We start from the raw sequence: 19283 nt of genomic DNA, 5'->3' as shown, positions 1-19283 counted from the left end.
AAGTACGTGCCTGGGCTCTTCTCTCTGAACGCTGACGCCAAGGGGTTCATGGATCCCCCGGCCGACCGTCCGCGGTGGCCGGATACGTGGACGCTGCGCCGGACCCGGGGAGAGGCACTTGAGCAGTTGACGCGTGCCTATGCCGGCTGGCGCAGGACGATCGCGGGTCTGCTCGCTGTCCTCCTCGCGTGCGGTGCGCTCGTTCTGGTGGGAATGGGCATATCCGGTGACGGCGCAGCGAGCCTGGCCATGATGGCTGGGGGAGGCGTGGCCGCACTCGCGGGTCTGATCACGTCCGCGTATGTGACGGTGACAGGGTGGGCTCTCGTCGGGGCGATCCGCGCATGGTCCGCGCTGCGACCCCAAGACGGCGGACCCGGGTCCGGGCGTGTGTGGGCTCTCCCGTTCCTGCTCCGGCTGGTGCTGGCGGTCGCCGCCACGGCGTTCACCGTTCTCGTGCTGATCGGCATCATCGAGGACGTTCCGCTCGTCCCCGCTGAGGCGGCACTCGTGCGCGGGGCAGTGACGTTGGTGTGCGCACTCTCGGCCGTGTTCGTGCTGGCCGGCGGCCTGCTCGCGAGCGCAGCGGTTCGGTCGCAGGGTACTGAGCCGGCAGGCAGGGGCGGTACTTCTGCCGCTCCGGGAGGGGTGCCGGAGGTTCCACCGCGCCCACCGGGTGTGGAGCATGGCGTGGCGACGCCGATGGCGGGCAGCGTCGTTCCCGCTGCTGGTCCTCACGGTGGTGGAGCTCAGGCTGCCGGGGCTCACGCTGCTGGCGCCTCGGCTGCTCCCGGTGGTCAGAGCCCGTATGCACGGCCGACGGTGCATGCTCCCGTACCACCTCGACCGGGAAGTGCGGCTCCGGCTGTCCCTGACCATGCTGCACCCTCGGGCCTCGCGAGTGCAGCACCGGTGGCTGGTGACCCATCGGCTGGTGGTTCTGCCCACGACGAGACAGTGCTGGGAGCGCCGCGGCGCGATGCCACGCCGCAACCCGGATCGCCGGGTGGAGGCTCCGACGCCGGATCGTTGCCGGTCTCGAACCTGGAACCGTGGGCGCCGCCCGCGCCGCCCGCGCCGCATGAGACACCTGCGACGCCTGCTCTGCCTGAGATGACCCTTCAGCCGGACCCGCACACCCAGACGTGGTCGGAGCCCGATCATCTGCACTCAATGCCCAACCACCACGATCCGGAGCGACCGCCTCATGCTGCGGCTGTGGCTGCGCCGGGCAACCCGTGGTCGACAACGGCACAGCCTGGCCATGCCGCGCCGGGAGAACCTAGCCATACCGTGCCGGGAGAAGCCGGGGAACCGGACAACGAGGAGACCCGTCTCGCGATGGCCCGGCAACAGCCGGGTCGGATGCGGTTCCACACCAACGACGGTCGTGTCATCGGCAGTGAGGGTGTGAGCCTCGTCGGCCGGGCACCGGCGCCTCGGGACCAGGAGCAGGTGGCTGCCCTCGTCACACTGGACGATGGAGCGGTCTCGAAGACTCACCTCCAGATCCGGATCTCCGGTCCGCGCGCGTGGGTGACCGACCGGGCGTCGACGAACGGCACCATGCTCGTCACTGCGACCGGACAGGAGCGCCGCCTGACGGCCTGGGAGGAGGCGCCGGTCGCTCCCGGTGAGATGGTGCGGATCGGCGCCACCGAACTGCACGTCGCTGAGGATCGCGCACCAGGTGCTCGCACAGAGACGAGTAGTTGAGGCGCACGGGGTGCTCTGCCTGGCGTGGTACTGTCCTGACATGCGCATCAGCGTCAGCCTCCTCCTTCGCTGCCGCGGCGAGGCCCACTAGGCCGGATCCTCGTCGCGGAGTGCAGTGGTGCCCGGCCCCACCCGAACCACAGCACTGAGAAGTACAGCGACGAAGGATGAATCCATGACGCAACGCACTACCTATGGCATGCCGGTCGGCAAGTACCACCCGTTCGTCGGCGTCGACCTGCCAGATCGTACGTGGCCCAGCCGCACCATCACCGCACCACCCCGGTGGCTGTCTACCGACCTGCGGGACGGCAACCAGGCCCTCATCGAACCCATGGACGCCACCCGGAAGCGGCGGATGTTCGATCTGCTCGTCGCGATGGGTTACAAGGAGATCGAGGTCGGCTTCCCCTCGGCGTCACAGACCGATTTCGACTTCGTCCGCAGCATCATTACCGACGAAGCGATCCCTGAGGACGTCACCATCTCCGTGCTGACGCAGGCGCGACGCGAGCTCATCGAGAGGACTGTGCAGTCGCTCGAGGGTGCTCCGCGGGCGACGGTGCACATGTACAACGCCACAGCGCCGGTGTTCCGGGAGATCGTCTTCCGCAACGACCGCGCAGCGACCAAGGAGTTGGCGACCGCCGGCACCCAGCACGTGATCGACTACGGCGAGAAGATCCTCGGCCCGGACACGGAGCTGGGATACGAGTATTCGCCCGAGATCTTCATCGACACCGAGATGGACTTCGCGCTGGAGGTCTGCGAGGGAGTCATGGACGTGTGGGCACCCGAAGCAGGCCGGGAGATCATCCTCAACCTGCCGGCGACGGTGGAGCGGGCGACGCCGAACGTCTACGCCGATCAGATCGAGTGGATGAGCCGCCACCTGAGCAGGCGAGAGCACGTCGCACTCTCGGTGCACCCGCACAATGACCGTGGGACGGCCGTCGCCGCGGCGGAGCTGGCGGTGATGGCCGGGGCCGACAGGATCGAAGGGTGCCTGTTCGGGCAGGGTGAGCGCACCGGGAACGTCGACCTGGTGACGCTGGGAATGAACCTCTACAGCCAGGGCATCGACCCTGGTATTGACTTCTCCGACATCGACGGGATCCGCCGGACGGTCGAGTATTGCACCCAGATGGACGTGCACCCGCGGCACCCCTACGGCGGTGATCTGGTGTACACGGCCTTCTCGGGATCGCACCAGGACGCGATCAAGAAGGGCTTCACCGTCCGCAACGAGCGCGTCGCCGCAGCTGGTGACGACACCGAGGTGCCGTGGGACGTGCCGTACCTGCCTGTCGACCCGGAGGATGTGGGCCGCAACTACGAGGCCGTCATCCGGGTGAACTCCCAGTCCGGCAAGGGCGGGGTGGCCTACCTGCTGCAGAGCACCCGGAACCTCGACCTGCCGCGCCGGTTGCAGATCGAGTTCTCCCAGAGCGTGCAGAAGCACACCGACTCCTTCGGTGGGGAGATGAGTGCGGAGCGGCTGTGGGAGATCTTCTCCGACGAGTACCTGCCGGCAGGCGAGCACGGGGGACTGACGCCGTGGGGCCGCTTCACGCTGCGTGCCACCCAGGTCTCGTCTGCCGGGGACGGGAGCGACGATGTGCTCACTGCCACCATCGTCGACGGCGACGAGGAGAGCACCGTCCAGGCGCGTGGGAACGGCCCGGTAGCGGCTTTCACAGCAGCTCTGGCGCAGCTCGGTGTCGAGGTGTCGGTGCTGGACTATGCCGAGCATGCGCTCTCTGAGGGGGGCGACGCATCAGCGGTCGCCTACGTCGAGTGCGACGTGGCCGACCAGGTGATCTGGGGCGTCGGCATCGATCCGTCGATCACGACGGCGTCGCTCAAGGCGATCGTCTCCGCCGTCAATCGCGCGGTGCGCTGAGTTCCCGAGACTGGCGCAACAACGCTCCTGACCGCCTGTCACCAAGCGGATGCGGTCAGGCCTGAGAGAGGTGCCGACCGACCGTGACCCGGTCTGCGTCACCTCTCCCGGCCGAGGGCGCCACCTGGACCCACCCGGTTCTGGTGGCGCCCTCGTGCGCTATCCGTCGGGACCGGCGATCGTGTCATCGTCGTGACCGGCGTGCAGGCGTGCCGGGAGCTCGCAGGCGGGCAGGTGTTGATACCCGAGGGGGTGCCCTCCCGGTCGCGTGAAGTGCCAGTGATCGGCATGTCGACGGATCGTGATGTCGCGCTGATGGACGTAGGCATGATGGTGCCAGCACAGCAAGATGCCGTGCTTGACATCGGTGGTGCCTCCGCGTGACCACCAGGTGCTGTGGTGGATCTCGCCCCATCCTGGTGGTGCGTCGCATCCCGGGAACTGACAGTGCCTGTCTCGTGCCCAGATCGCCCGGGTTTGTGCGGGTGTGTGCAGGCGGCGGCTGCGGCCCACATCGAGCGGCTGACCCGCCGGGTCGAGCACCACGCGGGTGAACTCACCACCGCACGCGTGTGTGGCGAGCTGGGCGAAGGCGATCGGTGAGCCGTCCCCGAGTGTCGCGGGCTCAGCACCACGGAGTACACCGTAGGGAAGCCGAGGATCTATCTGGTCAGGATCGCCCGGGCGCGCGGGCGGGGTCTTGGTCAGGAGGTGAAGCGTCTCGCCAGGTACATGCACCAACAGTGTGGGACGTACGCGGGCGTGCGGCTGGAACGAACCGGAGTCGAGGGCGTGGCGGGCCATCGCGACTATCGCGGCGCCCTGGTGCTGGGAGCGGGTCCGGTCATCGTCCTCGGCTGGCGTGCCGATGATCGCATCCAGCGCGTGGGCGAGGGTCTGGCCGCTCTGCGTCGTCAGCCATCCGTCCAGCTGGTATCCGTCGAGGGTGGAGGACAGATGCACGTGCTCGGTAGCGCTCTGTTCACGCCAGTTGCGGTCTGCCCCTTCTGGGTCGGCCCGGATCGTCCACGCCGCCAGCACCCGCGCGAAGGAGTCCGGTGGCAGAAGTCTGGCCTGCTGCACCAGGAACGCCTCACCCGTGTGGGAGTCCGCGAGGTGCTCGAGGAGAACGGGGTTCTTCGTCGCCTCCCGGGCCAGGAGTGTCGCGTGGTCGATGCTGATCTCCCCGGATGATGCTGCGGCCTCGGTGAGGGGGAGGTGGGCGGCGAGTCGCTGCGCGGTCCGCAGCCGTGCGGCGGTCGGTGCCTTGCGTCGTCCGGTCGCGTCGGCCCACCACGTCGTCAGGCTGCGATGGCCATGCAGCGACCAGACGCCGTCGGCCTCGACGGTCCTCATCACCCGGTTGGTGACGGCCTCTACCCGGCGCTGGACCTGTTCGACGTGCTCGACGACCCCCCGCAACCTCGAGGAGTCCAGCTGGTGGAGGTCTGCCTCCAGCAGCCGGTCCAACTCGGTGCTGATCTGGGCGAGCACCGTCTCCACACCGGACTGGTCTGTGGTCCGCTGCGTACCGTCGATGACTGTCATGCTCACCCCCCTGCGACGACTCGTTCAGGCTCGGTTTCCGTTCGCTTTGACCTCACTCGAATCTAGAACAAAAGTTCGATAAGAGCAAGAGTCTTCGGCAGAATAGCAATGATTTTTCGTGGTGGGGGTTGTGGATAGAGGTGCATCGGGAAGGCATCTCGCGGCGCGGGAGATCCTTCTCCGCGCCGTCGTGGGAGACAATGGCTCGGTGAAGCTCTACCGGGACGAGGCGATCGTGCTGCGCACCCACAAGCTGGGTGAAGCCGACCGGATCGTCACGCTGCTCACGCGCAACTACGGGCAGGTGCGGGCAGTGGCCAAGGGGGTGCGGCGTACGTCCTCCAAGTTCGGTGCCCGGCTCGAACCCTTCGCGGTGATCGACGTGCAGCTGTACGCCGGTCGCTCGCTCGACGTGATCACCCAGGTGGACACCCTCGCTCCGCACGGGCGCGCCCTCGGCTCCGACTACAGTCTGTTCACCACGGCCACCGCGATGGCGGAGACCGCCGATCGGCTGACCGAGGTGCCCGGTGAGCCGGCGACGCAGCAGTACCTGCTCCTGGCGGGGGCGCTGCGCGCACTGGCCGATCGTCGGCACCCGGCCACGCTGGTCCTGGACTCCTACCTGTTGCGTGCCCTCGCCGTCGGGGGATGGGCGCCCTCGTTCACTGAGTGTGCCCGGTGTGGCGAATCCGGGCCGCACCGCGCCTTCTCGGCTCCCGTGGGTGGCGCGGTCTGCATGGGGTGCCGGCCACCCGGAGCCGCTTCCCCCGCGCCCGAGACTTTCGCGCTGCTGGGCGCGTTGCTGGCAGGGGAGTGGGCGAGCGCCGAGGCGAGCGAGGAGAAGCACAGACGGGAGGCGTCGGGCCTGGTGGCGGTATATACACAGTGGCACTTGGAGCGGCAGTTGCGTTCGTTGCGGCACGTGGAGCGCGCCTGATGGCGTCCGGCCCTCCTATACCCCCACCGGAGCATCCCTCGGGTGCGCGCCCACCGCAGCTGCCCGCTCAGCTCGTGCCACAGCATGTCGCCATCGTGATGGACGGCAACGGCCGCTGGGCCAACGCCCGCGGGCTCTCCCGGAACGAGGGCCACGCCGCCGGCGAAGCCGTGCTGCTGGATGTGGTCGCTGGTGCGATCGAGCTGGGTATCGGTCACATCAGCGCCTACGCCTTCTCTACCGAGAACTGGAAGCGCTCCCCGGCCGAGGTGCGCTTCCTGATGGGATTCAACCGGGATGTCCTGCGCCGTCGGCGCGACCAGATGAACGCCTGGGGAGTGCGCGTCCGGTGGGCTGGCCGCCGTCCGAAGCTGTGGCGCTCGGTGATCAACGAGCTTGAGGAGGCCGAATGGCTGACGGCAGGCAACACCACCTGCACCCTGACGATGTGCGTGAACTACGGTGGCCGTGCCGAGATTGCCGACGCGGCCCGCGCCATCGGCCGGGAGGTCGCCGCCGGACGGCTCGATCCCGAGCGCATCACCGAGAAGACCGTCGCGCGTTACCTCGATGAACCCGATATGCCGGACGTGGACCTCCTGATGCGCACCTCCGGCGAGCAGCGCACCTCGAACTTCCTGCTGTGGCAGTCCGCCTATGCCGAGATGGTCTTCATCGACAAGCCGTGGCCGGACTGCGACCGCCGGGATCTGTGGGAGGCGGCCCAGATCTACGCCAGCCGCGACCGGCGGTACGGCGGAGCGGTCGACACTCCCACCGCGTCCCACTGATTCGCGTGCTCGCGAGCATGCTCTGGTCGGCAGGCTACGAGTGCTCATGCCGTGGCGCGAGTGCAGCGTCCGCAGCGGGGACGTCGTCGCCGACGGCCTCCTGGGTGCCGGCCACAGATCCAGATGCTGGGATGGCAGCCACCCGGTCCCGCCGCCGTCGGAGCATGACGAGGGCTGTCACGCCTGCGGCCACGAGCACCACGATGACCCCGATCCCCACGGGCGACCCTGCGGCGGCGGCCAGCGCCGCCTCCCACACGGCGAATCCGATCGTGGAGTAGATCGTCCCCCAGGCCAGGGCTCCCGGGATCTGCGCGAGGGCGTACTTCCACCAGGTGATCCGCAGCACTCCGGCTGCCGCCTGCACCATCGACTGGAATCCGACCGTGACGTAGCACAGCGGAACCGCGACCAACCCCCAGCGCCGGATGGCGACGATCCCCGCGTCAGCGCCGCCGGCCGCGAGCCAGTCGTGGATCCGCTTGCGCCAGCCGTGGTCGGGGTGGGTGCGACGCAGCGCCTGGTCGGTCGGAATCCGTCCGATCCAGTAGAGCAACTGGCCACGCAACCATGCTCCGGCCGACAAGGACGCCAGCACCAGCGCGAACGGAAACCCGGTCAGGAACTCAGGCACGCGTTCTCACCACCGGCCGATGGCGCATGCCACCGCGATCATGAGTCCTCGCTCTGCTGCCTCGCCGTGCACGCGGCGCACAACCCGAACAGCTCTGCGGTGTGCTCGACCGCGGTGAACCCGTGCTGGGCGCCGACGGTCGCGGCCCACTTCTCCACACTGGCCGCGTCCAGCTCGACGGTGGCCCCGCAGCGCCGGCACACGAGGTGGTGATGGTGACCGCGAGAGGCGCACTGCCGGTAGAGCGACTCGCCGTCGGCGTTGCGCAGCACATCCAGGTCGCCGTTATCCGCCATCACCTGCACCGTCCGGTACACGGTGGCCAGGCCGATGCCCTCGCCGCGGTCCCTCAGCATCTCGTGCAGCTGCTGGGCGCTGCGGAAGTCGTCGGTCCCCGCGAGAAGGTCACTCACGGCCGCACGCTGGCGTGTCATGCGCTGCATCGCAAGTTCCTCCTGTCACAGATGTACGTCATCGGCCACGTCCGGGTGCGGATCGGCGGCACGCACCCGCCGCGGTCGCACGACCGCTCGTACCGTAGCCACCCCAGCGTAAACGGTCACGGCGAGAACCACGATCGTGGCGCCCGGGGCGAGAGGTTCGGTGAAAGTGATCAGCAGTCCACCCACGCACACGAGGGCGCCGATGACCATGGCCGCCGACATGGTTCGGCGGAAGGACGACGTCAGCTGCTGGGCGATCGCGACCGGGACGATCATCAGCGCACTGACCAGCAACAGCCCCACCACCCGCATCGAGACCGTTACGGTCAACGCTGCGACGATGGCGATCAGGATGGTCAGCACACGCACCGGAAGACCGGACGAGCGAGCGAATTCCGGGTCGTGGCTGACGGCGAACAGTGCCGTCCGCAGCCCGATCCCGACGACGAGGATCAGTCCCGACATGACGGCCGTCGTCACCAGGTCACCGGTCGAGACCGTGGAGAGGGAACCGAACAGGTAGGCCATCAGGTTGGCGTTCGTTCCCCCTGCCAGGCTGATGATGACCACACCGCCGGCGATGCCCCCGTAGAACAACAGGGCGAGTGCCACGTCTCCACTGGTGCGACCTCGTGCGGAGACCGCCTCGATCAGCACCGCGCCGATGATGGCGGCGACGACGGCCCCCACCACCGCGTAGGCGTCGTTCGGTTCGGCGTGGGTCCAGCTACCGACGAGCCATCCCATCGCCACACCGGTCAGGGCCACGTGCCCGACACCGTCCCCGAGCAGGGACAGGCGGCGTTGCACGAGGTAGGTGCCAACGACCGGGGCAGTCGCACCGACGATCAGGGCGGCGATGAGGGCGCGCTGCAGTAACGGGCTTGTGAGCGCGTCGCCGATCTGGGCGAACCAGTCGATCATGGCAGGCTCCGTTGCAGCGTGGGTTCGGTGGGCGGTTCGCCGTGGTCGGCATGGACGTGCTCGTGCTCGGGTCCGGCGTGACCGGGCGCGGGTTCGGGTAGTGCTCCGTCGTGTACCACCCGGCCGTGCCGGAGAACGACCGCGCGCTGGAGCAGGGTGCGTAGCTCTCCGATCTCGTGCAGCACCACCACCACCGTGGTGCCGTTCGCGTGCAGTTCGGTCAGCACCCGCGCGAAGGCCTGCTGGGTGGGGGTGTCGACACCGGCGACCGGTTCATCCAGCACCAACAGGTCAGGGGTGCGCACCAGGGCGCGGGCGATGCTCACGCGCTGTTGCTGGCCACCGGACAGCTCGTGCATCGCCCTGTCGGCCCGTTCTGCCATCCCGACGGCGTCCAGCGCCTCCAGCGCGTGGCCGCGGGCTCCGCGGGGCAACCAGAGCCGACGGCGTTGCAACAGTCCCGTAAGGACGACCTCCAGGGCGGTGGCCGGCAGTCCCGTGGGGGCTGGCCGGTGTTGCGGAACGTAACCGATGCGGTGCCACGGCACTGCTCCGGAGTCTCGTACGGTGGCGCCGAACAGCCGGACCTCACCGGCGGTCAGTGGCGCCATTCCGAGGAGCGCACGCATCGTCGTCGATTTGCCGGACCCGTTCGCGCCCAACAGTGCCAGGCTCTCCCCGGCGCTGACGTGCAGGTCGACGCCACGCAGGACGCGACCGCGGCCGTAGTCGACCTCGAGGCCCGTGGCGGCGATCACGGTGTCACTGTCCGGGTCACTGTCCGGCGCCGGCGCGTCCCCTGTCATGCGCACCCCAGCGACTCGCGCAGCGTCTGAAGGTTCTGGCGCATCACGCTCAGGTAGTCCCCGGAGGGATCACTGAGCCCTTCGAGAGGGTCGAGCATGGCCACGTCGATACCGAGTTCGGCGGCAAGCGCCTCGGCGACGTCCGGGTTCACGAGTGACTCGGTGAAGATCGTTCCGACGTCCTCGTCTTCGACGACGTCGCGGATCTCCTGCAGGCGCGCGGGGGAGGGCTCGGCATCGGGGTCGATACCTGCCAGCCCGACCTGGGTCAGCCCATAGCGGTCCGCCAAGTAGCCGAAGGCCTCATGGCTGACGACGATGACGTCCTGCTCGCACCCGGTCAGACTTGTGGTGAACTCGGTGTCGAGAGTTGACAGCTGTGTTGTGAGCGCATCCGCGTTGGTGCGGTACGTGTCGGCGCTGTCCGGGTCGAGCTCGGTGAGCGCCTCGGCGACCTCGTCGGCCACATGCGCCAGGCGGGTCGGGTCGAGCCAGAAGTGCGGGTCGCCACCGGCATGATCGTGCTCGTCGTCGCTGTGCTCGTCCTCGCTGTGCTCCTCGTCGGTGTGCCCATCATCGGCACTGTCGTCAGGCTCGGGGTGCTCGTGCTCGGCTTCCTCGGCAGTGTTGAGGACAACCGGTCCGCTCACCTCGGCGAGTGCATCGTCCAGCGCAGGCTGGAAACCCGAGAGGGTGAGAACGAGATCGGCGTCCTCCAGATCCAGGACGTCGACCGGGCTCAGTTCCAGGTCGTGCGGCTCAGCGCCGGCCGGGGTGAGGTTCTGGACCGCCGCACGCTCACCCGCGACCTGCTCAGCGACGAACTGGAGTGGGTAGAACGACGCGACGACGCGCACCAATTCCTCCCCGGGTTCGTCGCGGGAGGCATCCTCGCCCGCGGCTGTGCAGGCGGTGAGTGCGAGCACGCCGACGGCGGCCACGACGGGGAGGGTGCGACGTCTCATGCAAACGATTCTCACTCTGCCGATGTGGGGTGTCAAAGCACCGTGGCGAGGACCACAGTCTTCACCACCCGTGGGCAGGGGAGGTGTCGACGCCGGCGTGCCCCGGGCCGGTAGCCTGTGCTGGAGTCACGCCCAGCACCACCTGCGGCGTGAGGCCCGCCGACCCAGGAGTGAAACCGTGGCCAAAGAGCCCTCTCGTCTCGATGCCGTCGTCAACCTCGCCAAGCGCCGAGGTTTCGTCTTCCCCTCCGGGGAGATCTACGGCGGTACGCGGTCGGCGTGGGACTACGGGCCATTGGGCGTGGAGCTGAAGGAGAACATCAAGCGACAGTGGTGGCGGGCGATGGTCTCCAGCCGCGACGACATCGTCGGACTGGACTCCTCGGTGATCCTGCCGTCGAAGGTGTGGGAGGCATCGGGTCACATCCAGGCTTTCGTGGACCCACTGGTGGAGTGCCTGAGCTGCCACAAGCGCTACCGCGAGGACCACCTGCTCGAGGAGTTCGAGGAGAAGAAGGGCCGGGCCCCTCAGGGCGGGTTGGACGAAGTCGCCTGTGCCAACTGCGGAACCCGCGGCCAGTGGACCGAACCGAAGATGTTCAACGGCCTGCTCAAGACCTATCTCGGTGTCACCGAGGACGAGTCGGGGCTGCACTACCTGCGACCAGAGACGGCGCAGGGCATCTTCGTGAACTTCGACAACGTCCAGCGCACGTCCCGCATGAAGGTGCCCTTCGGTATCGGCCAGATCGGTAAGTCGTTCCGGAACGAGATCACGCCCGGCAACTTCATCTTCCGCACCCGGGAGTTCGAGCAGATGGAGATGGAGTTCTTCGTCGCGCCGGGCAGCGACGAGGAGTGGCACCAGTACTGGATCGACGCTCGCACCGACTGGTACACCGAGCTCGGGATCGGCCGGGACAATCTTCGTCACTTTGAGCACCCGTCCGAGAAGTTGTCGCACTACTCCAAGCGCACGGTCGACATCGAGTACCGCTTCGGGTTCACCGGCAGCGAGTGGGGTGAGCTCGAGGGCATCGCCAACCGCACCGACTTCGACCTGTCCACACACAGCAAGCACTCCGGCAAGGATCTGAGCTACCTCGACCCGGCGACGAACGAGCGGTACACGCCGTACGTGATCGAGCCGGCCGCGGGCCTGACGCGGTCGCTGATGGCTTTCCTCGTCGAGGCCTACGCGGAGGACGAGGCGCCCAACGCCAAGGGTGGGGTGGACAAGCGCACGGTGCTGCGCCTGGATCATCGCCTCGCTCCCGTCAAGGCCGCGGTGCTGCCGCTCTCGCGCAATGAGCAACTCACTCCCACGGCACGCAACCTCGCCGCGCAATTGCGCAAGAACTGGAACATCGACTTCGACGACGCTGGTGCGATCGGGCGCCGCTACCGCCGTCACGACGAGATCGGGACTCCGCTGTGCATCACTGTCGACTTCGACACTGCGGACGACCAGGCCGTCACCGTGCGTGAGCGCGACACGATGGCGCAGGAACGGGTGGCGTTGGACCAGGTCGAGTCCTATCTGGCGGCTCGCCTCATCGGGGCCTGACTTCCCGTGGGCCACCACCACGGGTCGGTCGCGCTCGGCGGGCGGGAAGCCCGGCGTGCGCGGCGCATCCTGCTGGCGATCACGCTTCCGCTACTGATCGGCACGCTGGTCGGCCTGGTGCTGCTCTGGCCCAGCGGTCAGTCACCTGTCGGGTCGCAGCCCAACCCGGTCGATGGCCCGAACTTCGCCGATGCCACCGTGGTGGAGGTGACCGGAGAGGTCGGCCAGGAGATCCGGGCGGAGCTGCACGACGGCAGTGGTGACGTGGTGCCAGTGCAGGTCGCTCCTGAGATCTACGCTGCCGGCATCGACACCGGCGACCACATCCGGGTCTTCTTCACGGCGAGTGCGCTGGGTTCGGGCAGTCCCTACGTCTTCGTCGACTTCGTGCGTGGGACGCCACTGATCCTCCTCGCCGTCGTCTATGGACTGCTCGTGCTCGCCGTCGCGCGGGTGCGGGGGCTCATGGCGATCCTGGGTCTGCTGCTATCCATGGCGGTGGTCGTCGTCTTCCTGGTACCTGCGCTGATGAGCGGTGAATCGCCGTTGCTGGTCACCCTGGTCGGGGCGAGCGCCATGATGTTCGTGGCGGTCTACCTCGCGCACGGCGTCTCGATCCGTACCACGACTGCTCTCCTGGGTACCTTCGCTGGTCTCGCGATCACGACTGGGCTCGCCGGCTGGGCCACGGCGGCAGCCGAGCTCAGCGGTGTGGGTTCGGAGACGTCGATCATGCTGAACGCGATGCTGCCCGGAGTCGGCCTGCGCGATCTCCTGCTGTGCGGGATCGTGATCGCCGGTCTCGGCGCGCTCAACGATGTCACCATCACCCAGGCCTCTGCGGTGTGGGAGCTCCATGCGGCCTCGCCCAAGGACTCCCGGCTGCGGGTGTTCCGGCGTGCCATGCGTATCGGCAGGGACCACATCGCCTCGACCGTGTACACGCTGGCCTTCGCCTATGTTGGCACGGCATTGCCGACGCTGCTGATCGTCATGCTCTACGACCGCCCGCTGGGCAGCACCCTGACGGCGGGCGAGATCGCCGAGGAGGTCGTACGCACCTTGGTCTCCTCGATCGGGCTGGTGCTCGCGATCCCCGCCACTACCGCCCTTGCCGCGGCACTGGTCCGGACGGCACCGAGCACCGAGACCGGCGCGGCCGCTGACTCCCCACGGCCCGATCAGTCCCCTGCGCCTGGTCCGGGACCAGACTCGATTCCCGGCTCCTGATCCGACGAACGCTGAGTAATGCGGTGTCTGCAGAGAACGCCGCCGCACCACTCAGCGTCCACGGGCAGGTCACCTGAGAGAATGCTCAGGTGAGTGCTCTGCAGATCGGACCGATCGCCGTCGGGACCCCCGTGGTGCTGGCCCCCATGGCGGGGGTGACGAACGCGCCCTTCCGCCAGCTGTGCCGCGAGGCGGGCGCCGCCGGCCTGCCGGAGGTGCTCGCACCCGAGACGGCGGCCAGCCCGGCGCCTGCGGGACTGTACGTCGCGGAGATGGTCACCTCCCGGGCTCTGGTGGAACGTACGCCGGAGTCGATGCGGATCATCTCCCGTGATGCCGGCGAGCGAGTGCACAGCGTCCAGCTGTACGGCGTGGATCCGGCCACGGTGCGCCTCGCCGTCCGGATGCTCGTCACCGAGGAACGTGCCGACCACATCGACCTCAACTTCGGGTGCCCGGTGCCGAAGGTCACCCGTAAAGGCGGGGGAGCGGTGCTGCCGTGGAAGAGCGAACTGTTCTCCGCGATCGTCACTGCCGCCTGCGACGAAGCGGCCGGCACAGCAATCCCGGTCACGGTGAAGATGCGGATGGGTATCGACGCTGACCATCTGACCTACCTCGACGCCGGACTGCGCGCGCAGGACGCTGGCGCCGCCTCCGTGGCCCTGCATGCGCGAACCGCTGCGGACTACTATTCCGGGACCGCGCATTGGGAGGCGATCGCCCGTCTGAAGGAGACGGTCACCGACATCCCCGTCCTCGGCAACGGTGACATCTGGTCAGCCGAGGACGCACTGACGATGGTGGAGCAGACCGGCTGCGACGGGGTGGTCGTCGGGCGTGGGTGCCAGGGACGTCCCTGGCTTTTCACTGACCTGGTGGCCGCCTTCAGCGGTTCCGATCTGCGGGTCCGGCCGGGTCTGGCCGACGTGGCCGGGGTGATCCGCCGCCATGCGGAACTGATGGTTGAGCACTTCGGGGACGAGCTCAAGGCCCTGCGCGAGCTGCGCAAGCACATGTCCTGGTACCTGAAGGGCTACGTCGTCGGGGGCCAGGCGAGGGCCGCACTTGGTCTGGTGAGCACGTTGGGCGAGCTGGATGAGCGGCTTGCGGAACTCGATCTCGATCAGCCCTACCCAGGAGAAGGCGCCGAAGGGCCACGCGGCCGAGCCGGCACCCCGAAGACGCCGCACGTACCGGAGGGATGGCTGACCAGCCGCGAGATGGACGCGGCGTTGCGGGAGATGATCGCGCAGGCCGAGTCCTCGGTCTCGGGCGGCTGAGCGAACCGTTGATGGTGAACTGACTAGGGTGGAGCCTGTGCGCCACGAGAACATTGCCGCGCCCGGAGAATACGGGCCGGACGACGTCGAACGGTGGTATGCCGAACCGCCGAAGTCCGCGCACCGCACCCCCTTCGAGCGGGACCGGGCACGGATCGTGCACTCGTCCGCATTGCGCCGTCTGGGGGCGAAGACGCAGGTGCTGGGACCCGGGACCGACGACTTCGCGCGGACGCGCCTGACTCACTCTCTCGAAGTCGCACAGGTCGGCCGGGAGTTGGGCAAGTCCCTGGGGTGCGACCCGGATGTCGTCGACACCGCGTGCCTGGCGCACGATCTCGGCCACCCCCCGTTCGGGCACAACGGCGAGACCGCGCTTGACCAGGTGGCCTCGGCCATCGGCGGATTCGAGGGCAACGCCCAGACCCTCCGCCTGCTCACGCGACTCGAACCCAAGACGTTCACCCCCGACGGCGTCGGTGTGGGCCTGAACCTGACCCGCGCCAGCCTCGACGCCGCCACCAAGTATCCGTGGCGGGCAGGCAGGGGGCCAGTACGCGCCGACGGCAGCACCACTCGCAAGTTCGGGGTCTACGAGGACGACCAGCCGGTCTTCGACTGGCTACGTCAGGGAGCGCCGCCGCTGCGGCGTTGCATCGAGGCCCAGGTGATGGACCTCGCCGACGATGTCTCCTATTCCGTCCATGACGTCGAGGACGCCGTGTTCTCCGGCCGGGTGGACCTGAGCACCCTCACGCATGAGGTCGAACGTGACCGGGTGCTCACCCAGGTGCGCGACTGGTACGACCCGCCCGTGAGCGATGCCGATCTCGACGCCGCTATCGATACGCTCTCTGCGCTGGACTACTGGGTGACCCGCTATGACGGCACCCGCCGCGGGCAGGCCCGGTTGAAGGACATGACGAGTCAGCTCATCGGCCGCTTCTGTGACGGCGCCGGGCGTGCCACCCGGGCTCAGTTCGGCCATGGGCCGCTGGTGCGCTATGACGCCGATGTGGTGATCCCCGACGCGGTGCTCGCCGAGATCAGTATCCTCAAGGGCATCGCGGCGACCTATGTCATGGCCCCGCGCGAGGAGGACATGCTGTATCAGCGGCAGCGGCTGATCCTCACCGACCTGGTCGCCGTGCTTTACGACCGGGCCGAGATCGCACTGGCGGAGATGTTCGCCGAGGACTTCGCCGATGCCGATGATGATGACATCCGGTTGCGCGTCGTCGTTGACCAGGTGGCCTCGCTCACCGATCTCTCGGCGATCGAGTGGCACGCGCGCATGTGCGGACCGGACGTGGGCACTGCCTTGTGACGTGTCCTGTGGTTGACGCTGCGATCGGCCCATCAACCGGCCCATCAACCGGCCCGGTGACGGGTGCGAACGGTACCTGTGTCCCCAGCCAGGTTGCGCCCGTGCGCGCCGGCTTCCGGGGACGACTTACACTCACCTCATGGCTGGTCTGATCCGCCGCGAGGACATCGCGGCCGTGCGTGAGCGCGCAAAGATCGAGGAGATCGTCGGCCAGCACGTCACGCTCCGCAGCGCCGGCGTGGGTTCGATGAAAGGGCTGTGCCCGTTCCACGACGAGCGCACACCCTCCTTCCATGTGCGGCCCCAGCTCGGTCTGTGGCACTGCTTCGGATGTGACGAGGGTGGCGACGTCATCTCGTTCGTGCAGAAGATCGATCACCTGCCCTTCACCGACGCTGTCGAGCACCTGGCTGCGCGGGTGGGCGTGCAACTGCGCTACGAGGACGATGGCGGACCAAGACGTCCTCGGGAAGAACCGGGTCGCCGTCAACGGTTGATCGAAGCGCACCGGGTGGCGGCCGAGTTCTACGCGACCCAGCTGCTGTCGGAGGAGGCGAAGACGGGACGAGAGTTCCTCGCCGAGCGGGGTTTCGATCGGGCCGCGGCTGAGCACTTCGGTGTGGGCTACGCCCCGCGCGGGTGGGACAACCTGGCCCGCCACCTGCGGGGCAAGCACTTCACCGAGGCCGAGCTGACGGCGTCAGGGCTGCTCTCTCAGGGCAACCGCGGCAGCTATGACCGCTTCCGTGGCCGGCTGGTGTGGCCGATCCGGGACCTGGCGGGCGACGTCGTCGGGTTCGGTGCGCGCAAGCTCTACGAGGACGACCAGGGGCCGAAGTATCTCAACACCCCTGAAACCACGATCTACAAGAAGTCTCAGGTGCTCTACGGGATCGACCTGGCGAAGCGGGAAATCGGGAAACGTAAGCAGGTGGTCGTCGTCGAGGGGTACACCGACGTGATGGCGATGCACCTGGCCGGGGTGCCGACCGCCGTCGCGACCTGCGGTACGGCCTTCGGCACCGAGCACATCAAGGTCGTGCGGCGCATGCTTGGCGATACTGCGGGCTCCACGGCCGGCCTGATGCTCGCCTCCGGGGCGGCCCTGGGAGGTGAGGTCATCTTCACCTTCGACGGTGACGAGGCTGGCCAGAAGGCAGCACTGCGGGCGTTCGACCAGGACCAGCAGTTCGCCACACAGACGTTCGTGGCCGTCGAACCCAGCGGTGTGGACCCGTGCGAGCTGCGCCAACAGCGCGGCGATGAGGCGGTGCGGGGGCTCGTGAGCGCTCGTGAGCCGCTGTTCGAGTTCGCGATCCGCTCGGTGCTGCGCCAGGTGGATCTGGACACGGTGGAAGGGCGATCGACGGGTCTGCGGGTCGGGGCTCCCGTCGTGGCACGGATCCGTGACCGTGTGCTCCGTGCGGGCTATGTGCGTGAACTCGCTGGGTGGCTGGGCCTGGACGAACCGACCGTCCGGTACGCCGTCCAGCAGGCATCACGAGCCCCCGCCCAGGGCGGTGGGGGTCAGCAGCATCCGCCCGCTCACGATGGCGGCAGGTCCACATCCGAGGGCGCGGGCCACCCTCCTGTGGACCGTTCCGATCCGGTGGCCAGGCTTGAGCGGCAGGTGCTGGAGGTGGTGATCCAGCTGCCGCAGCACGCCCTGGAGGCGGGCTTCGACGATCTCGGAGCCGACACCTTCGTTGCCCCGGCACATCGGGCGGTGCACGACGCCATCCGGTCGGTCGGCGGGGTTCGGCGGTTCGGTGAACTCGCAGGCGGATTGGCCGCCGACGGTGCCGGTGCTCAGGGCAGTGAGCATGCGGCGGCACGCTGGGCCGAGGAGGTGCGGGAGGCGGCCGGCGGTCCGGTGAGCATGCTGGTGACCGAACTCGCCGTGGCCGCGCTGCCGGAGGACCGCCCCGAGGCGTTGGGACAGTACGCGCGCGGCGTGCTCGTGGCGCTGTTGCGGATGGGGCTCACCCGGCAGATCGCAGATGCTAAAGGGCGGCTGCAGCGCATGGATCCGGCGGATGCGGCCTATGCCGAGGCCTTCAGCGAGTTGCTCGCGGTCGAGGAGCGCCGGCGTCGGTTGCAGGACGTCAGCTGAAACTGACTGGCTTTGATCGCCGTGGGCTCAGAACGTTGCCCGAGCATGGGCAGGACTGCCCGGAGGGCGAGCGTGCGTCGTTTGCTGCGCGGGCGATAGCCTGGCCGTATGAGTGACCAGAACCCTCCCGGTCCCTACGGCCAGTACTCCGGCGGCTCGCAGCCAGGTCCCGACGGTGCTCCGACCCAGCCTCCCGCTCAGCCCTATGGTCAGGGCGGGGCGAATCCGCCTGCGGGTGGTCCAGGTCCGTGGCAACCGGGCCCAGGCCAGACCGGAGGCGGATACGGTCAGCAGCCCCCGCAGCCTGGCCAGCCGCCGCAGCATGGCCAGCCACCGCAGCCTGCGTACGGCCAGCCTGCGCAGCCTGCCTACGGCCAGCCCCCGCAGCAGCCTGGATTCGGGGCACCTCCGGGTCAGGGTCCCTATGGTCAGGCCGGCTACGGCGGGCCCGGAGGGCCGCCGCCCTCGGGATCCTCGAACAAGACTGTGATCGCGATCGTGGCGGTGGTGATCGGCATCGTGGTGATCGGTGGTCTGATCTTCGGTATCAGCCAGATCATGGGCGGGGACGACCCGGACCCGACTCCTACAGCCGAGCCGACGACCGCGGCACCCACGACCGCCGAGCCGACGCAGGAGCCGACGCAGGAACCCACGACAGATCCGGAGCCCACGTCCTCGGGCGACCTGCTCGCGCTCGGTGACGAGGCAACGGTGGGTGTCTGGACCGTGACGGTGCACGACCCGGTGTGGGACGAGACTGACGAGATCGTGGCCGACAACAACGACGAACCGCCGGCCGGCATGCAGTACGTCTACGTGTACGCCACGGTGACGAACAACAGCGACGAGACCCTCGAGGTGTTCGACGAGTTGCAGATGGCGTACTTCGACATCGACCAGCAGCAGTACGACGGTTCCCAGGCGGTCGCACCCGACGATGCCTTCTTCCTCGATCCCGTTGATCCAGGTGAGCAGGTCTCAGGGACGTACATCTTCGAGGTGCCTACCTCGGACGGGCAGGACGGTGTCTTCGCCATCGGCGTCCCGAATGACGCGAACGAAGTCGCCTACTACGCCCTGAACTGACCGA

At 68.3% G+C, this 19283-nt stretch carries 16 protein-coding genes; 10 read left to right on the top strand and 6 right to left on the bottom strand.

The features are described from left to right. Window positions 1-6: 6 nt before the first annotated feature. Together IM660_RS10930 and leuA are read left to right on the top strand one after the other, a co-directional pair. Window positions 7-1716 carry an FHA domain-containing protein gene (locus IM660_RS10930; protein WP_193495467.1) on the top strand — a complete coding sequence of 570 codons (1710 nt, stop codon included), beginning with the start codon at window positions 7-9 and terminating at the stop codon, window positions 1714-1716. 175 nt (window positions 1717-1891) lie between these two features. Beyond that, on the top strand, window positions 1892-3619 hold the full coding sequence (gene leuA / locus IM660_RS10925; protein ID WP_246464906.1) for a 2-isopropylmalate synthase: 1728 nt from the start codon (window positions 1892-1894) through the stop codon (window positions 3617-3619). A 159-nt stretch (window positions 3620-3778) separates the two neighbouring features. On the opposite strand, the gene IM660_RS10920 is transcribed toward leuA, so the two are convergent. Continuing rightward, window positions 3779-5167: an HNH endonuclease signature motif containing protein gene (locus tag IM660_RS10920; RefSeq protein ID WP_193495465.1), complete on the bottom strand. Its 1389-nt coding sequence runs from the start codon at window positions 5165-5167 to the stop codon at window positions 3779-3781. A 208-nt stretch (window positions 5168-5375) separates the two neighbouring features. On the opposite strand from IM660_RS10920, the gene recO reads away from it, so the two are divergent. Together recO and IM660_RS10910 are read left to right on the top strand one after the other, a co-directional pair. Continuing rightward, window positions 5376-6107: a DNA repair protein RecO gene (gene recO, locus IM660_RS10915; protein WP_193495463.1), complete on the top strand. Its 732-nt coding sequence runs from the start codon at window positions 5376-5378 to the stop codon at window positions 6105-6107. After that, the gene (locus tag IM660_RS10910; RefSeq protein ID WP_193495462.1) at window positions 6107-6898 is read left to right on the top strand and encodes an isoprenyl transferase; all 792 of its coding nucleotides are present in this window, start codon (window positions 6107-6109) and stop codon (window positions 6896-6898) included. The genes recO and IM660_RS10910 overlap by 1 nt, the downstream gene beginning before the upstream one ends. A 34-nt stretch (window positions 6899-6932) precedes the next feature. On the opposite strand, the gene IM660_RS10905 is transcribed toward IM660_RS10910, so the two are convergent. Genes IM660_RS10905 through IM660_RS10885 form a run of 5 tightly spaced genes read right to left on the bottom strand, consistent with a single transcriptional unit; the run spans window position 6933 to window position 10670 of the window. Next, the gene (locus IM660_RS10905) at window positions 6933-7532 is read right to left on the bottom strand and encodes a DedA family protein (protein WP_193495460.1); all 600 of its coding nucleotides are present in this window, start codon (window positions 7530-7532) and stop codon (window positions 6933-6935) included. Window positions 7533-7570: 38 nt separating this feature from the next. Next, window positions 7571-7975, bottom strand: a complete 405-nt coding sequence (locus IM660_RS10900) for a Fur family transcriptional regulator (protein WP_193495458.1) — start codon at window positions 7973-7975, stop codon at window positions 7571-7573. A gap of 15 nt (window positions 7976-7990) precedes the next feature. Further along, window positions 7991-8899: a metal ABC transporter permease gene (locus tag IM660_RS10895; protein ID WP_193495456.1), complete on the bottom strand. Its 909-nt coding sequence runs from the start codon at window positions 8897-8899 to the stop codon at window positions 7991-7993. Then, window positions 8896-9705, bottom strand: a complete 810-nt coding sequence (locus tag IM660_RS10890; RefSeq protein ID WP_193495455.1) for a metal ABC transporter ATP-binding protein — start codon at window positions 9703-9705, stop codon at window positions 8896-8898. Before IM660_RS10890 ends, IM660_RS10895 begins: the two co-directional genes overlap by 4 nt. Continuing rightward, window positions 9702-10670 (bottom strand): metal ABC transporter substrate-binding protein, encoded by a 969-nt coding sequence (locus IM660_RS10885; RefSeq protein ID WP_193495453.1) that lies wholly within the window; start codon window positions 10668-10670, stop codon window positions 9702-9704. The genes IM660_RS10890 and IM660_RS10885 overlap by 4 nt, the downstream gene beginning before the upstream one ends. A 178-nt stretch (window positions 10671-10848) precedes the next feature. Between IM660_RS10885 and IM660_RS10880 the strand changes: the two genes are divergently transcribed. The 6 genes from IM660_RS10880 (at window position 10849) to IM660_RS10855 (ending at window position 19279) form a co-directional block, all read left to right on the top strand. Next, window positions 10849-12237 (top strand): glycine--tRNA ligase, encoded by a 1389-nt coding sequence (locus IM660_RS10880; RefSeq protein ID WP_246464905.1) that lies wholly within the window; start codon window positions 10849-10851, stop codon window positions 12235-12237. 6 nt (window positions 12238-12243) lie between these two features. Further along, window positions 12244-13467, top strand: a complete 1224-nt coding sequence (locus IM660_RS10875) for a YibE/F family protein (RefSeq protein ID WP_193495451.1) — start codon at window positions 12244-12246, stop codon at window positions 13465-13467. Window positions 13468-13556: 89 nt separating this feature from the next. After that, window positions 13557-14750 carry a tRNA dihydrouridine synthase DusB gene (gene dusB, locus IM660_RS10870; RefSeq protein WP_281389234.1) on the top strand — a complete coding sequence of 398 codons (1194 nt, stop codon included), beginning with the start codon at window positions 13557-13559 and terminating at the stop codon, window positions 14748-14750. A gap of 37 nt (window positions 14751-14787) precedes the next feature. After that, window positions 14788-16077 (top strand): deoxyguanosinetriphosphate triphosphohydrolase, encoded by a 1290-nt coding sequence (locus IM660_RS10865; RefSeq protein WP_193495450.1) that lies wholly within the window; start codon window positions 14788-14790, stop codon window positions 16075-16077. Between the two features lie 139 nt (window positions 16078-16216). Continuing rightward, a complete protein-coding gene (dnaG, locus tag IM660_RS10860; RefSeq protein ID WP_193495448.1) occupies window positions 16217-18190 on the top strand; it encodes a DNA primase in 1974 nt (657 codons plus the stop codon). Between the two features lie 108 nt (window positions 18191-18298). Further along, window positions 18299-19279: a DUF4352 domain-containing protein gene (locus tag IM660_RS10855; protein ID WP_193495446.1), complete on the top strand. Its 981-nt coding sequence runs from the start codon at window positions 18299-18301 to the stop codon at window positions 19277-19279. Window positions 19280-19283: the final 4 nt, after the last annotated feature.

Origin of the sequence: Ruania alkalisoli (genome assembly GCF_014960965.1) — a bacterium.
Lineage (GTDB): Bacteria > Actinomycetota > Actinomycetes > Actinomycetales > Beutenbergiaceae > Ruania > Ruania alkalisoli.
This window is presented reverse-complemented; position numbering and strand designations above follow the sequence as displayed.